This is a genomic window from Streptomyces sp. YKOK-I1 (genome assembly GCF_054660435.1).
The window spans coordinates 109,482-123,821 of the sequence record NZ_BAAGDR010000001.1 but is presented as its reverse complement, the minus strand read 5'-3'; the positions used below and the strand labels follow the sequence as shown (position 1 = coordinate 123,821).

The window sequence follows — 14,340 nt, the reverse complement described above, 5'->3', positions numbered from 1 at the left end:
GCCCGGATGCCTTTACGGAGTCGCATGCCGGAGCTCCTGGCAGCCATCGCGGCGGTGTTCGCGACGGCCATGCCCGCTGCCGCCGACAGCTCGGACCGTGTCGTAATGCGCTTCGAGACCGAGAAGACCTTCGTCATGTACAACGCCGACGAGGGGGCCGAGGCATCGAACAACGGCTTTCACCTGCCTGTCTTCGTCGAGCGGAGCAAGGGCGGGACCTCCGCCCGCAACGTGCGGGTGATCGTGGACGCGTCGGGCCTTGAGGGCGTCGCCCGGCTTGGGGCAAACCGCATGTGCGAGGCCGAGGGCCCGGTGTACACCTGCGAGTACGGCGATCTCCAGAACGGCGACGGCGAGAGCTACGACCCGCTGGTCCTCCTCGGCGTGGACGGCGTCGAGCCGGGCGACAGCGGCACGGTGACCTACACGGCGACCGCTGACAACGCGCCCACGATCACCGGCACCACCCGGATGACGGTCGGCGGTCCCACCTTGTCAGCGCCCGGGCCGGAGAAGGGGGTGAGCGCACTGGCACCGGGGAAGCCTGCGCAGATGACCCCGCGGCTGGCCAACAACACCCGCTTCCCTGAGGAGCGAGGGGTCGCCCTGCAAGTGAACGTCTCGGTGGGCCTCACCCTGACCACCCGTTACAGCAACTGCTTCTACGCCGGGCCGTCGCCCACCTCCGCCTGGTGCACATTTCCCGCGGCGGCGGCCCCGGGCGCCGCCTACCGTACGAGCGGACCGCTGCAGTACACCGTCACCGCCCCGAAGACCCTGGGCGGCGAGGTCACCTACACCTGGTCCTCCAGCCCGCAAAAGCCCGAGGGGCACACCGTCCGCGGCACGGGCGCCGTGCTCACCCTGGTCCGCACCGCCGCGCGAACGGACTTCGACGACAGCCACGGCCGGGTCGAGGTCACCACCACCGTGCAGGCCGACTACGAGCCGGTCAGCGGGACCGTCCGGGGCCGGGTCGGCGACACGGTGAGCGTGAAGCTCGGGGTGCGGCGCCTGGGCCCCGGCAGCCCAAGCGGCGACGTGGGCGGCTTCGAGGTCGTCCCGCCGCAGGGCACCACGGTCACCTCCATCCCCTACACCTTCGAGGACACGGACGGGAAGTGGGCGTGTGAGCGCCCCGGGAAGCCCGGCGGAGCGTTCGTCTGCGATCTCAACCGTGACGTGTTCTGGCCGGGGTCCGACGGCACGACCACGGTCGAGTTCCGATTCCGCGTCGACCGGCAGGTCCCGGGTGCGAAAGGCACCATCCGCGTCCACAACCCCTACGACCGCACCCCCGGCAACGACACCGCCTCCATCCCCCTCGAGGCCTCCCCGGCCCCGCCGTACCGCAGGCCCGCCGCCCTGGTGCCGACCGCCCTTACCACCCTCGCGGTACTGGCCGGGAGCGTGCTGTATCGCCGTCACCGACGTCGTACGGTGCCCTAGGTATAAAGTTGACGATCACCATTGACACCTGGGTCTCCGATCACTACGGAGATCCGCACGCCGAAGTCCAGCCCCACCACTGCCCCGCCGCTTGACCGTGAGGCCAAGCGGCGCCTGGCCGTCATACGCCACGTCGAAGAGGTCACCGGGAACGTCGCGATGTCCTGCCGGTACTTCGGGATCAGCCGACAGGCCTACTACACCTGGTATTGCCGCTACCAAGCCGAGGGCATCGAGGGCCTGCGCACCCGTTCCAAGGCGCCGAAGAGCTGCCCGAACGCGACCCACGTCGAGGTGGTCGGGAAGATCATCTATCTGCGGCAGAACTACCACTTAGGCCCCGAGAAGATCGCCATGTACTTCAAGCGGTACCACGACGTCACCATCAGCAATTCCGGCGTCTGGCGCATCCTCAACCGCCTGGACATGGGCCGCCTGCCGGCCTCGCAGCGCTACAAGCGCCACGACCGCAGATGGAAGCGCTACGAGAAACAGCTGCCCGGCCACCGCGTCCAGATCGACGTGAAGTTCATCGAGCCCCTCGCCTCGATGCCCCAGGGGCGCCGCAGCGGCCGCAACAAGTACTTCCAGTTCACCGCCATCGATGACTGCACCAGGCTGCGCGTCCTGCGGATCTACCCGACGCTGACCCAGGCCACCGCCATCCAGTTCCTCGACTACGTCGTTCAGCACCTGCCGTTCCAGGTCGAGGTCATCCAGACCGACAACGGCGCAGAGTTCCAGTCCGTGTTCCACTGGCACGTCCTCGACAAGGGAATCGCCCACACCCACATCAAGCCCGGCACCCCGAGGCTGAACGGCAAGGTCGAACGCTCCCACCGCATCGACGCCGAGGAGTTCTGCCGGCTCCTGGATGGCGTCATCGGCGACGACGCCGAGGTCTTCAACGACAAACTGCGCGAGTGGGAGGACTACTACAACTACCATCGCCCCCACGGCGGCCTCGGCGGCCAGACCCCCTACGAACGCCTCCCAATCAGAAGTCCACGACCCAGGCGTAGTCGTCGATCGTCAGTTGCACACCGAGGATCAGATCGTCGAGGGCGTGCGGCATTGGCCCGGAACTGCGACCCAGGTCTCGGCAGGGCAGATCTCACTGCCTTCATCGATACCGGGAAAGAATCGGCCGTGATTGAGCTCGCTGAGCGGGAAGAGGCGTCTCCCCAAGGAGTCGCTCCACTCGGAGAACTGGTCATCCTCTCCCCGAGCCGGCCCCGGGTCGAGTTCGAAGGGTTCCCGGGCACTGGCACGGTTGGTTGCCGGGCCGCCGATGCTCACGGCCAGCCCTCCGAACTCCTGGAGGAACCTCTCCGCAGCGTCGTGCATGACGATGCCGACCGCTTCGGAAATGGACCGCCAGCCGGCCGTGTCGACCTGCCTGCCCGCCGTCCATCCAGAAGCCTCCAGGACCTCAAGCACGTCCGGCGACCACTCGCTCATGACAAGCTCGGCCCCCCAGCTTGAAGCATGAGGCGATCATCCCGGCAGACGCTTCGGGAGAGAATCAACCGTGTGTGGGGTGGGGTGTGTTTTTCAGTTCTGTGTGGGGTGTGGGTGGATGGTGTGTGGGGTGTCATCGGTTGGCTCGGGTGTCTGCCTCGCCGGTGCTCGCGTCTGCGCTGGTGATTGCCACTGCCTGCCCGCTGACCCGCACGCGCGGGTGTGTGGTGGAGGCTGTGACGCGGAGCAGGCTGGGCCGGCCGAGATCCTCTCCCTGGCGGATGGTGAAGGCGCCGGAGGGCGGGAGGGTGCCGAGGGTGCGCAGGTAGCCGCCGAGGGCGGCGGCTGCGGCGCCGGTGGCGGGATCCTCGACGACACCGCCGACAGGGAAGGGGTTGCGGGCGTGGAAGAGGTCCTGGGTCTCACGCCAGATCAGTTGGAGCGTGGTCCAGCCGTGATGGTGCATCACCTCGGCGAGGGCGTCGAAGTCGTAGTCGAGGGCTGCGAGACGCTCTCGTGTGGCCGCGGCCAGGACCAGGTGCTCGTTCCCGCCGAAGGCGACGTGCGGGGGGAGGGCGGGGTCGAGGTCGTGCGGGGACCAGCGCAGGGCGGTGAGGGAGGCGTTCACCTCCGCGTCGCTGGCCGGTCGGGAGCGGGTGGGGACGCTGGTGAGCGTCGCTGTCACGGGGCTTTCGGGCTGTGCCGTGGTGTCCAGGGCGATCTCACCGGCGGGCGTGTCGAAGACGAGCGGGCCGGGGCCGATCCGCTCGGCCAGGGCCACCGCGGTGGCGACGGTCGCGTGGCCGCAGAAGGCGACCTCGGCGAGCGGGCTGAAGTAGCGCAGCCGGAACCGGCGCGCGGCGCGGTCCGCGGCGGTGACGAACGCGGTCTCCGAGTAGCCGGTTTCGGCGGAGGTGGCGAGCATGGTGGCATCGTCCAGTGCGGCCGCGTCGAGCACGACACCGGCCGGGTTGCCGCCGGCGGGGTCGGTGGTGAAGGCGGTGTAGCGCAGGATCTCGGGGCGGGTCTTCGGGCTCATTCCCCCACCGTGGCACTGCGCAGGCATCCGTACAAACGATGGATACCGATCCAGTCCATCGCCATACCCGATGGCGGCGGTTATCGTCGGCGGCATGGACACCCGACTGCTGCGTACCTTCGCCGCCGTGGCCCGGACCGGGAACCTGACCGCCGCCGCGGAGCGCCTGCACCTCGTCCAGTCCACCGTCACCGCCCATGTGCAGGCGCTGGAGAAGGAGCTCGGCCTGCGCCTGCTGGACCGGCTGCCGCGCGGGGTGGTGCTCACCGGTGCCGGACGCGAGGTGCTGGCGCAGGCCGAGGCGGTGCTGGAGGCCGAGTCCCGGCTGCGCGCGGTCGCCGCCTCGGCCGGCGGTGCGGGCGGTCGGGTGACCGGACGCGTGGTGCTCTCGGCCGGTGAGACGCTGGTGTCCGCGCGGCTGCCGGGAGTCATCGCGGCGTTGCGGCGCAGCCACCCGGGGATCGAGGTGGACCTGCGCACGACGGGAACCTCGGACGCCGTCGCCGCGCTGCGCACCGGGGAGCTGGACCTGGCCCTGCTGCTGGAGGACGAGGCGGCTTTCCGCGACATCGAGTGCACGCCGCTGGCCCGCGAGCCGCTGGTGCTCGTCTGCTCTCCCGGGCACCGCCTCGCCCGCAGCGCCGCTGACGAGCCCGCCGGCTGGGCGGAGCTGGCCCGCGAGGACTACTTCCTGCACGAGCAGGGCTGCTCGTACAGCGACCGCTTCGTCGGGCGGCTGCTCGCCGCCGCCCAGGGCGCGCAGCCCCGGATCACCCGCTTCGGCAGCCTGGAGGCCGCCAGGTCCTGTGTGGCCGCGGGCCTCGGCCTCAGCCTGCTGGCCCGCGCCAATGTCGCCGAGGCGCTCGCGGCGGGCCGCCTGACGCAGGTGCCCGGCCTGCAGTTCCCCGACGTCACTGTCCAGCTGGCCCGCCACCGGCGGCGCTGGCTCTCTCCCGCGGCGGCCGCCCTCACCGAGGAGCTGCCGCACCACCTCCCGCACTGAGCGCAGGCGCGCCGGCGGACGGCGGGAGCCCGGCCGTGTGCCTGGTCGGCCGCTCGCTCACCGGGCAGGAGCACTGATCACTTCGGATCCGCTCGTCCGGCCAGCTCCCCCCCGGGCACCCGGGTCGCCGCCTCCGGCGCTCGCGCGGGCTCAGCCCGTACGGGCGGCCGGGCCGGGATCCCGGCCACCGACACGGCGTCCGGCGCGGAGTATGGCCATGCTCCCCCCCTCGCACGCCCGCCCGTGTTGCCGACACTCGGTTCTGGCACAGATCTTGGGAAGCGGTCGCGGAGCGTCACCGCGGTGTTCGACGGCGGAGGTCGGGGTTGCGTGAGACCCGTACGCCCTGCCGTCTTCCACGCAGAAGTGGCGCTCCGTCAGGGAGGTGGTGATCGTCGCTGTGGTCTGCTGTGACCGGTGAAGGTACTGGTCATGCAGACCGATGCATCATCCTGGGACTCTCTCGTGTTCGGCGGGATCGATGACGTAGACGTCGAGACGGTGACCGCCGCCTTCGGCACGGTCCACGTGGTGGCGCGAGGCAGGGCAGCCGGGGCAGCCTGTCCTGACCGCGGTTGTTTCTCGGGCGGGGTGCACGACTCTTATCAGCGAAAATCTGCGCAAACTGGAGGATTTTCCGCTCGGCGGACAGAGCGTCGTGATCCGGCTGGCGATCCGGCGCTTCATCTGCGGCGCAGGAGACTGTCCGCGTCGTATCTTCGCCGAGCCGTTCCCTCGGCTGACCACTTCCTATGCGCGCCTCGCCACGCGGCTCAACCACGCTCTGGAACGTGTCGGTCTTGCGCTCGCTGGACGGGCCGGCGCCCGTCTGGCGGGCCGACGGGGGATCAGTGCGGGGCGGATGACCTTGCTGCGCAGGGTCATGGCGCTGCCGGACCCGCTGTTCAGCGCGCCGTGCGTGCTGGGAGCGGACGACTTCGCGGTCCGCAGGGGGCAGACCTCTCCACCGTCTTGACCTGCGGAGAAACCCATCGCGTGGTCGACGTGCTCCCCACGCGCCAGTGAGGACTGCTGGCCGCATGGCTGACCGCCCACCAGGGCGTGGAGATCATCCGCCGGGCCGGGCTGGGCCGGGCCGGGTCGGGTCGGCGCCTACGCCTGGGTGCCTGGCCCGGCGCCCCCGATGCCCTCCAGGCCGCCGACCGGTTCCACCTGTGGCAGGGCCTTGGCCGGGCTGTGGAAACCTGCGTCGCCGCTCACAGGGAGTGCTTACGAGTGCCGGCACCGCTCAAGACGACGAGCGCCGGCACTTCGGCGGACGGCTGGGGGTCTGCCAACCGGGAGCCGGGCGGCAGACGGGCTCAGGGCGGGAGACGGGCTCAGCGTAAGAAGGCAGCGCACGCCCTGGTTTACGAGTTGCTCGCGCAGGGCCACTCGCGGCGGGCGATCGCCCGGCACCTACGCTGGGTACGCAAGACCGTGCTGCGCTACGCGCGCGCCGCGTACCGGCCGGACACCTTCCGCGAGAACCGCTCCCGGCCCGGCAGGCCAGACCCCTACAGGCCAGACCCCTACAGGCCTTGCCTGGACAGGCGGTTCGCTGAGGGGTGCTCGCGTCACTGTCCTCGGGCAGGTCGGTGGACGCTGTTCTTGGTCTGATGTGGCCGACTGGTTCTGTGTTGGGCATTGCGAAGTGCGTGCTCGCTTGTGCGGTTCGGATGCGCTCGAGGGCGGGCGTGCGGTCGGCGGACCGCTTTCCCGGAAGTCTCGGGGGCGCGGTGGAGCCCACGAGGCCGGGGTGGAGGCGGGATGCCCGATGGGGCATGTGGCGGTTGGGTTTCACCTTCGATCCGCAGGCGTCGGTGCGCCGCGGTGCCTGTGATCCGTAGCCGGCGGCAGACCGTCGACCCTCTGGCGCCGGGTGGGCCGCGGCGGTCTGGTCGGTTGCTGCTTGCGTGCCTGTTCGGGCGGGGCGGACGGGCAGGCTCCGGCACGTTGTGCGAGGGCGCGGGCGAGGGAGCAGCGTTCTGGTCCCGCCCGCGGGCCTGGACAGTGCACGGTGGGCGCGGGGTGGCCCGGGGGCTGCAGGGTGCGGCCGCCGCGGGACGGGGCGCCCGCTCCGGCGGGTTCGGTGCCGGTCCTGGCGAGCCGGGCGGGGGCGTCCGCGGCGGCCGGGCGGAGGTGTCTGGGGCGGCCGGGTGGTATGTGTCGGCCTGGCGGGTGGGGGTGCGGGCGGAGGGGCCCTGGCGGGGTGGTTATGCGGTGCGCGCCTCGACCCGCCGTATGACGTCGCGGCAGAAGGCGCCGATGCCGTGGGGGTCGTCGATGAACTGGTTGGGTTTGATGCAGAAGGTCGTGAATCCCTGTTCCAGCTGTTCGGGTATGGAGGCCAGGGCCGCGCCCAGGTCTGCGGGGGAGTGGTGGTCGGGGAAGTGGGCCTGGGTGCCGCCGATCATTTCCAGCTCGGTGGTGTCCCTGCCCGCGGCGGTCATGGCCGTTTTGAGTGTCTGCAGGTCGTGCGGTGTGGGCCGGCCGAGGGGGTGGAAGCCGTGGCCGTGTTCCACGAGGCGGCGCAGGAGGGGGCCGTGCAGGCGCCGACCGCCGAACCACAGCCGCGGTCCGTCGGGCCGGTAGGCGCCCGGTTCGAAATAGACGTCCTGGAACGGGTAGTGCTCGCCGTCGTGGGAGATCGGGGACGGTCCCCAGGCTTTCGCCCAGACCTGGAGGTGTTCGTCGAGCAGTTGTCCGCGCCGGTGGAAGGGCACGCCGAGGGCGTCGTACTCGTCCTTGCTCCAGCTGACGGTGGGCTGGACGAGGAGCCGGCCTTCGCTGAGGAGGTCGAGGGTGCCGAGTTCCCTGGCCAGCAGCAGGGGGTGGCGCAGCGGTGCGAGGACGGCGGCGGCGGCCAGCCGCAGGCGTTCGGTGACGGAGGCGATGGAGGCGAGCAGGAGCAGGGAGTTGGGCCAGGGGGTGTGGGGGTCCTGGTTGCCCGGCAGGGCGTAGTCGCGGGGGTTGCCCATGATGCCGTCGGCTGCGGCGTCGGGGCCGAGCACGATGTGCTCGCTCACCATGACGGAGTCGAACCCGGCGTCCTCCGCCTCCCGTGCCCACCGCACGGCGGCGGGCAGATCGGCCCGTCCGCCGGTCAGGGTCCAGTTCTCGCTGAGGACGAGCAGCATGCGGGGCGCGGTGGTCGTCATCGGTGTCCTCGCTCTTCCGGGTGGTGGGCCGGGACCGCAGGGGGATTTCGTTTGGCCTCAAACCTATTGCCTGGTGCGGTCCGCCGCAATCCCCGTCCCGGCTGCGGTGCCCGTGGAACAGCGCCTGCCCTGGCCGATCCGCCCGGCATACGGGACCCCGCCCCGCCCCCCTTGGAGTGGGCGCGAGGACGCGTCCTTGAGGTTGGCGCGTCCGGGAATCCGGGCGGGGGAGTGGCACGCGGCTCCCGGCGCCGGGAGCCGGCGCGACGAGCCAGCGCGTGCCCGGCGCGCACCTGCCGAGGGGTTCAACTGCGGGGCCGCGGGGCGAAGTGGACCGCGAACGGCGGGAGTTCGCCTCCGCGGCCTGGCCCCGGAACTGCTCCAGGGGCGTCGGCCACCGGGCTCGTCAAACTCCCGGGACCGGACGGGGTGGACCGTGTGCTCCGCCGGGGCGGCCGCCCAGCGCACGGCGAACTGCCCGCCGGGCCGCGGACGAGGGATCGGCGCCGCCCGCCACGGCCTGCTTCCCGGCCGGGTCCGGCGGCGTGCCTTCGCCTCAGGAGGCCCCGCCGGGGCGAAGGCGCGCGGGGCGAGGCCCAGGACGCTGCCGGAGGCTGCGGCCAGGCGGGTCCGCTCCGGAGCACCTGCCCGCCGGGCGGAGACGCAGGCAGGGGAGGAAGTATGGCGCGAAGACCAGCCCGATGACGCTTCCGCCGTCGTGCGGCCGTTCCGGCCGGCCGGGCTCCCGGCCGGTGACCCGTTCCTGAGGATCTCCACGGATGCAGGCAGCCGGAATCTGTGGAGCCGTACAGCCGGGGGCCCGGAGCGGGGACCGGCGGACCGGCGCACGGGCGGCGGCGCCACCACGCGGCGAAGCGGTAGGGGCCGTAACCGGATGGCCCCACACCGGCAGACAGCCTCCCCCTCCCGGCCCCCGCACACCGCCCGAACGCCGTCGCCGCCGCGCCCTCTGGCGTCCGCCCCTCGCCCCTCGCCCCCGCCCCCGGCGGCCGCCCGCACAGCCGCCCGTTCGTCACAGACGGCGCCGCCAGGTCTGCCCGACGAGATCGTGGCCGAAGCTGCGGTGCGGCTCCTCGGCGACGAGTTCGAAGCCCTGCTTCTCATAGATGCGCAGCGCAGAGCCGAGCACGTCGTTGGTCCACAGAACGATCGCCTCGTACCCGGCCTCCCGCGCGAACCCCAGGCACTCCTTGACCAGTCGGGCCCCCAGCCCCAGGCCCCGCGCACGCGGATCGACGAGCAGCATGCGCAGCCGCGCCGTCCGGTCGTCCTCACGTACGCAGAAGACACACCCGGCCCGCACCCCGTCGACCTCCGCGATCCACGCGGCCTGCTCCCCGGAGGCCGCCCCGGCGGCATAGCCGGCGACGAGCCGGGCGACGAGCGCCTCGAACCCGGTGTCCCAGCCGAACTCCCGGGCGTAGATCTCGCCGTGCGCCATCACCACCCAGCCCAGGTCACCGGCCTGGCCCAGCGGCCGGACAGCTATCTCCCGCTCCGCCGCCACAACCTCACCCCTCTCCGACTGAAACGACTGTTTCAGTAGACTAGCGGGGTGACCCGACCCGAACCAACCCCCTCCCCACGACGACAGGAACTGCTGGAAGCGGCCTACGCCTACGCCCTGCACAGCGGCCTTGGCACCCTGTCCCTGCGCCCGCTGGCCGAGGCGATCGGCTCCAGCCCACGCGTCCTGCTCTACCTGTTCGACAGCAAGGACGGCCTGATCCGCGCCCTGCTCGCACGGGCCAGGACCGACGAACTCGCCCACACCAGCCGGCTCGCCGGCCCGCCGGACGGGCCCGCAGGGCTCCAGCCGGCCGCACACGCACTGTGGGCGTGGCTGTCCGACGACTCCCACCGCGCACTGCTGACCCTGTGGGTCGAAAGCTACGCACGCTCCCTCATGGACCCCGACGGACCCTGGGCCGGCTTCGCCCGCGACACGGTCGGCGACTGGCTGGAGCTGCTCGCCGCCGGCCAGCCCCCCGCATCACGTCACACCGAAGCCGCCCTCGCACAGCGCACCCTCGTCCTCGCCGTACTGCGAGGCGCACTGCTGGACCTCCTCGCCACCGGCGACACCGCGCGCACCACCGCGGCCGTACACCTCCAGCTGGCGGCCCTGGAATGACGCCGACGAAGACCGGCCGCACAAGAGCACTCCCGGCCCGGCAGCAACTGATCCGCCCCTGACCGAAGGCCCGCCCCACCGAGCCCCCCGGACCCTCCCCTCGCACGGCACCGCCCCGCCCCAGGGCACCAGGCGACCCGCCCTTTCCCCTGCGGGCCCACCGCATCGCGCCCCGACCCACACGGGCAGGACAACGAAACACCGCTGTCCGCCTGCGCACCATCAGCACACGGGGAGTGTGGACGTTCGCGTATTTCGGCTCTGTCGGGGATCTTGTGATGTCGCAGGGTCACGGGGGCGAGAAGTACTTGTTGTTGTAGGAGATCGAGCTCTGGCTCGTAGGACCGCGTTTGGGAGGGCCCGGCTGGCGCGGATGTCGGTCCGGGGTGAGATTGTCTCCCGCATGGCCGACACAGACGAAGCAGAAGCCGACGTTGAGCATGCCGTCATCGCTCACTACCGACTGGCCGATGACGGCCTCGGCTAGCCAAGCCAACGGGAGGCCGTCCGCCAGGCTCAGTCCCTGCTGACCGAGGCGATCGGGCAAGCTGCCGTCGGCGAGTTCGACGGAAACGAGTACGGAGGCGGCGAGGTGGTCCTTTATGCCTACGGACCGGACGCCGACGCGCTCTTCGCTGTCATGGCACCTATCCTGAACGACCTGCCGTTTCGGCCGGCGCACGTCGTCTTGCGCTACGGCGCCGTCGACGCCCCATCGGCTGCGGAGCATCGCGTCGACCTCTGACGAGACGAGTCACCAGCTCCCCGCTAGATAGGCCCCTGGGGCGAATCGGGCTCTGCCAGGGATCGTGTGATCTCGTCGGGTCACGGACCGAGGAGTACGCGTTGGCGTAGTAGGTCGAGGTTGGCTCGGCCGTAGGCCATGCGCTTGATGAGCTTGACGCGGGTGACGTGGCCCTCGACCTGGCCGGAGCTCCACGGTGTGGAGAGTCCTGCGGTGACGGCTTCGAAGTCGCGGCGCAGGCCGCTGACCAGCGAGTGGAGGGCTGGGAGATCGTCGGCAAGGACTCGCTCCATCCAATCGGGAAGTTGGTCTCCGCGGAGGTCGTGGAGCATTTCGGCGAAGTCGTGGACGTGCCGGGCGGCGGCGTCAAGGTGAGGACAGGCCGTACGGATCTCCTTCAGTTCCGCGGCGTCGGCGGCTGCGAGGTGCTGGGGGTTCGTCATGATCCAGCGGACGACGCGTCGGGGTTTCGGGGCCTGCCTGGGCCGCGGCCGGGACACCGGCTGCTGCTTCCGTCCTGGTTGGCGGGGAGGTCTGAAGGCGCGGAAGTAGCGGCGGAGGCACTGGACGCTCCCGGTGAATCCGTGCTCGCGCAGTTCCCGGTGGAGCTGGGGAATATGATGGCAGCCCTCCAGCCAGCGGGCATGGAGATAGGGCTTGTGCTCGCCGCCTCCCTCGCCGAGGGCCTGCACGAGATAGCCCGGCACCTGCTGCCTCTCCGCCGCAGGCGCTTCAACCCCCGCGCCATCAAACGCAAGATGTCCAACTTCGGCGCCAAACGCGACGAACACCGACGCCCACCACAGCCCGACCGGAGCCCGGCCGAGGCCGTGGCCATCGCCCCGCACTGGCGCACAGCCCCGATCAATCCACCGATCAAGGTCCCACGCAGCTGGGATCTAATTCCCTAAGTCACTGGTATTGAGGTTAGGCCCAGTCGATACAAGAATTCATCAGTTCATTGCCCTCGAACCGCGCGATTTCGACCCCCCAACCCCAGATCCCGTAGTCGGACTGCGCGGTGGAGTGCCAGATCTCGGTGGTGCCGTTGCCTCCGGTGTTTTTGTGCCACGTCCAGTAGCGAGTTGTACCGCTTTCCTGCTGGGTCAGGTATCTGACGCGAACGTGATGGTCATCCGTGATCGTGTCCGTGACGCTGAGGGTGACGTCCTGCTCTTCGTATGGATCGCCCGTCCATTCGGTCTTGGAATAGCCTTTTGCCCCGGTTGTTGAACAGCTGGCCGTTTTCGTGGTTGCCGCACTTGATGGGTTGGCGGTAGCGAGGACGAGGAGGCCGGAAGCCAGAATGAGGCCAGATGTGCGAAGAATTGATTTCATTTTGGGCACTTTATTCACCTTTGGTGATCTCTGTACGTATGACGCCCGATGGGCGCGGAGCAGAGCGCCGCGCGGCTCGTATCCCCCGAACGCGCCGTGCGGTACGCGCCAGCCTCCCAGCTCGTTCGGCCGGGTGGGAGGGCTCCAGTAGGCCCCTGGCCCACCCTGTCACGTCGTGTATCCGACCTCGACCACATCTCTCACAGCCGACTTTGTCCACGATTCCGGCCACGCTGAATCCGGGTAGAAGGGCCCACGAATGGCCATGAACAGACGTACCGAGCTCCGTGCGCCTTCCTCCAATCCAGACGCGCCCGGCTGAACCCGTCCGGGGTGGGTCTGCCGACGTTCGGAGGGGTGCGCCGGGTACCGGGGTTACGGCGTGAGGAGCTGGCGCAGTTGGTCGGCCCCGGGATCGACTACTACGTCCGGCTGGAATAGGGGCGCAACACCAAGGTCTCCGCATCCATACTCGACGCGATTGCCCGCGCGTTGAGTCCGGACGAGCTGGAGTGCGTCCATCTCCACAACCTGGCGCGCCCCGACCGGAGACAGCCACCCGCCGCGGACCGGGTCTCGGAAGCTACGCGGTGGCTGCTGGACAGCATGCCGGACACCGCGGTGCTCGCCATCGGGCGCCGGACGCAGATACGGGCGTGGAACCGCCCCGCCTCGAGGAATTTCCTCACTGGTCATACACCTTCGGTGTCAAGTCGCTGCGCGGACTGGAGTAGGTACTCGGGCAGTTTTGAACCGGCCGCCAACACCTCGATGCCGATGAGGCGGCCCTGCTCGTCGAAGTCGAGGTTGATCATGCCGTCAACGTCCACCGGATCGCAGGGGTACATGCGCGCGGACCGCACGCACACCTGCGGTTCGGTGAGGTATATGTACGCCGCGTTCGCAGTCTTGTCGTAGGTGACCCTGACGTCTGCCACGGTGAGCGGGCTCCCTTGCTGTAGTTGATGGCCGCGCTGTACTTGTCCTTGCCTCCGGCGGCAGCAACCTCAGGTTGACGGAGCGAGCTGCAAGACCGGCGCGGCCTTGACGATGTCGGTGATGCGGCTGGTGCCGCAACGCAGTTTGCACAGGACCCGCCAACTCTCCAGGGTGGCGTTGGCCTGCTCTCCGACGGCTCGGATCCGGGCGTGGGAGGAGTTCACCGCCCGCTTCCCGGCTGGGAGCGTGCTCCAGCGAGCGGCCCCGGTAAGGCACCCGGATCGTCCCCCGAGCTCCCTGATATCCCTTGCCGGCCCACCCACGTCCGGATGCCGGCTTGGGGGAGAGCTTCGATGATGCCGTGGGTGCGTGCGGCCTCGATGTCTTGGACGGCACCCGGCAGGGCAGGTGAGGTGAGGCCCAGAGCAGACGTCCGAACGCGTCGGCGATGACCTGGACGTTCATGCCGTGGCGCTTGTGCTTTCCAGAGTGGTAGGGGCGGTCGGCGGCGATGCGGTCGATGTGCAGCAGGGTGCCGTCCAGGATCACGAATGCCTTGTTGGCGGCGACGGTCATGGCCTGTTGGAGGGCGGGGGCAAGGGCGGGCAGGACCTCAACCGCCTCGGCCATGTACCGGTAGACGGTGGCCAGCCCGACCCCGAAACCGGCCGCGAGCTGGGCGTACGTGTGCCCGCAGCGCAGATGGGCCAGCGCGAGCAGAGTCTGTCGGTCCGCAGTCAGGCGGCGCCAGCGCGTGCCGCGCTCACGCCGCTGGGCTCTCAGCAGGTCGGACAGGTAGCGCAGGGTCGAGCTGGACAGATCGGTCCCCGATGGGTGGACAAGCAAGTGAAGCTCCGGGCGGCCACGTTGATCTTGGTCGACAACCCATCTACCAGGAGCTTCACCTTCTCCTCAACGCGGCCTGCAGCCAACTGACGTGCTACGCAACCAGGTTGGAAAAGCCTCATGGGCAGCCCGCCATCCGACAGTTGGTGGACGACTGGTCGTCCATGGCTCGGCACGTCGTCACCTGGCTGCGTCAGGAAGTGG

At 70.1% G+C, this 14,340-nt stretch carries 12 protein-coding genes and 2 pseudogenes; 5 read left to right on the top strand and 9 right to left on the bottom strand.

All coding sequences use genetic code 11. From position 1 onward, the window contains the following. Positions 1-24 precede the first annotated feature (24 nt). Complete coding sequence (locus ACYQ8Q_RS00585; protein ID WP_460060682.1) at positions 25-1,449, top strand: hypothetical protein; 1,425 nt, start codon at positions 25-27, stop codon at positions 1,447-1,449. A 51-nt stretch (positions 1,450-1,500) separates the two neighbouring features. Continuing rightward, a pseudogene (locus ACYQ8Q_RS00580) lies at positions 1,501-2,471 on the top strand (IS481 family transposase). Positions 2,472-2,499: 28 nt separating this feature from the next. Here ACYQ8Q_RS00580 and ACYQ8Q_RS00575 read toward each other — a convergent pair. After that, positions 2,500-2,910, bottom strand: coding sequence for an SUKH-3 domain-containing protein (locus tag ACYQ8Q_RS00575; RefSeq protein WP_460060680.1), 411 nt, complete (start codon positions 2,908-2,910; stop codon positions 2,500-2,502). A gap of 133 nt (positions 2,911-3,043) precedes the next feature. Next, positions 3,044-3,949: a PhzF family phenazine biosynthesis isomerase gene (locus ACYQ8Q_RS00570; protein WP_460060678.1), complete on the bottom strand. Its 906-nt coding sequence runs from the start codon at positions 3,947-3,949 to the stop codon at positions 3,044-3,046. Between the two features lie 94 nt (positions 3,950-4,043). On the opposite strand from ACYQ8Q_RS00570, the gene ACYQ8Q_RS00565 reads away from it, so the two are divergent. After that, the gene (locus tag ACYQ8Q_RS00565; RefSeq protein WP_460060676.1) at positions 4,044-4,952 is read left to right on the top strand and encodes a LysR family transcriptional regulator; all 909 of its coding nucleotides are present in this window, start codon (positions 4,044-4,046) and stop codon (positions 4,950-4,952) included. A gap of 2,216 nt (positions 4,953-7,168) precedes the next feature. Here the strand turns inward: ACYQ8Q_RS00565 and ACYQ8Q_RS00560 are convergent. Further along, on the bottom strand, positions 7,169-8,113 hold the full coding sequence (locus ACYQ8Q_RS00560; protein WP_460060674.1) for an LLM class flavin-dependent oxidoreductase: 945 nt from the start codon (positions 8,111-8,113) through the stop codon (positions 7,169-7,171). A gap of 1,033 nt (positions 8,114-9,146) precedes the next feature. Continuing rightward, positions 9,147-9,641: a GNAT family N-acetyltransferase gene (locus ACYQ8Q_RS00555; RefSeq protein ID WP_460060672.1), complete on the bottom strand. Its 495-nt coding sequence runs from the start codon at positions 9,639-9,641 to the stop codon at positions 9,147-9,149. A gap of 48 nt (positions 9,642-9,689) precedes the next feature. On the opposite strand from ACYQ8Q_RS00555, the gene ACYQ8Q_RS00550 reads away from it, so the two are divergent. Continuing rightward, a complete protein-coding gene (locus ACYQ8Q_RS00550; protein WP_460060671.1) occupies positions 9,690-10,268 on the top strand; it encodes a TetR/AcrR family transcriptional regulator in 579 nt (192 codons plus the stop codon). Between the two features lie 289 nt (positions 10,269-10,557). On the opposite strand, the gene ACYQ8Q_RS00545 is transcribed toward ACYQ8Q_RS00550, so the two are convergent. Then, positions 10,558-10,998, bottom strand: a complete 441-nt coding sequence (locus ACYQ8Q_RS00545) for a hypothetical protein (protein ID WP_460060669.1) — start codon at positions 10,996-10,998, stop codon at positions 10,558-10,560. Positions 10,999-11,093: 95 nt separating this feature from the next. Next, positions 11,094-11,513, bottom strand: a complete 420-nt coding sequence (locus ACYQ8Q_RS00540) for an ISL3 family transposase (protein WP_460060667.1) — start codon at positions 11,511-11,513, stop codon at positions 11,094-11,096. A gap of 144 nt (positions 11,514-11,657) precedes the next feature. On the opposite strand from ACYQ8Q_RS00540, the gene ACYQ8Q_RS00535 reads away from it, so the two are divergent. After that, positions 11,658-11,924, top strand: a complete 267-nt coding sequence (locus ACYQ8Q_RS00535; protein ID WP_460060665.1) for a hypothetical protein — start codon at positions 11,658-11,660, stop codon at positions 11,922-11,924. 16 nt (positions 11,925-11,940) lie between these two features. Here the strand turns inward: ACYQ8Q_RS00535 and ACYQ8Q_RS00530 are convergent, their stop codons facing one another. The 3 genes and pseudogenes from ACYQ8Q_RS00530 to ACYQ8Q_RS00520 form a co-directional block, all read right to left on the bottom strand. Next, positions 11,941-12,351, bottom strand: a complete 411-nt coding sequence (locus ACYQ8Q_RS00530; protein WP_460060663.1) for a hypothetical protein — start codon at positions 12,349-12,351, stop codon at positions 11,941-11,943. 692 nt (positions 12,352-13,043) lie between these two features. After that, the gene (locus ACYQ8Q_RS00525; RefSeq protein ID WP_460060661.1) at positions 13,044-13,289 is read right to left on the bottom strand and encodes a DUF2283 domain-containing protein; all 246 of its coding nucleotides are present in this window, start codon (positions 13,287-13,289) and stop codon (positions 13,044-13,046) included. Between the two features lie 69 nt (positions 13,290-13,358). Beyond that, positions 13,359-14,136 (bottom strand): annotated as a pseudogene (locus ACYQ8Q_RS00520) (transposase family protein). Positions 14,137-14,340: the final 204 nt, after the last annotated feature.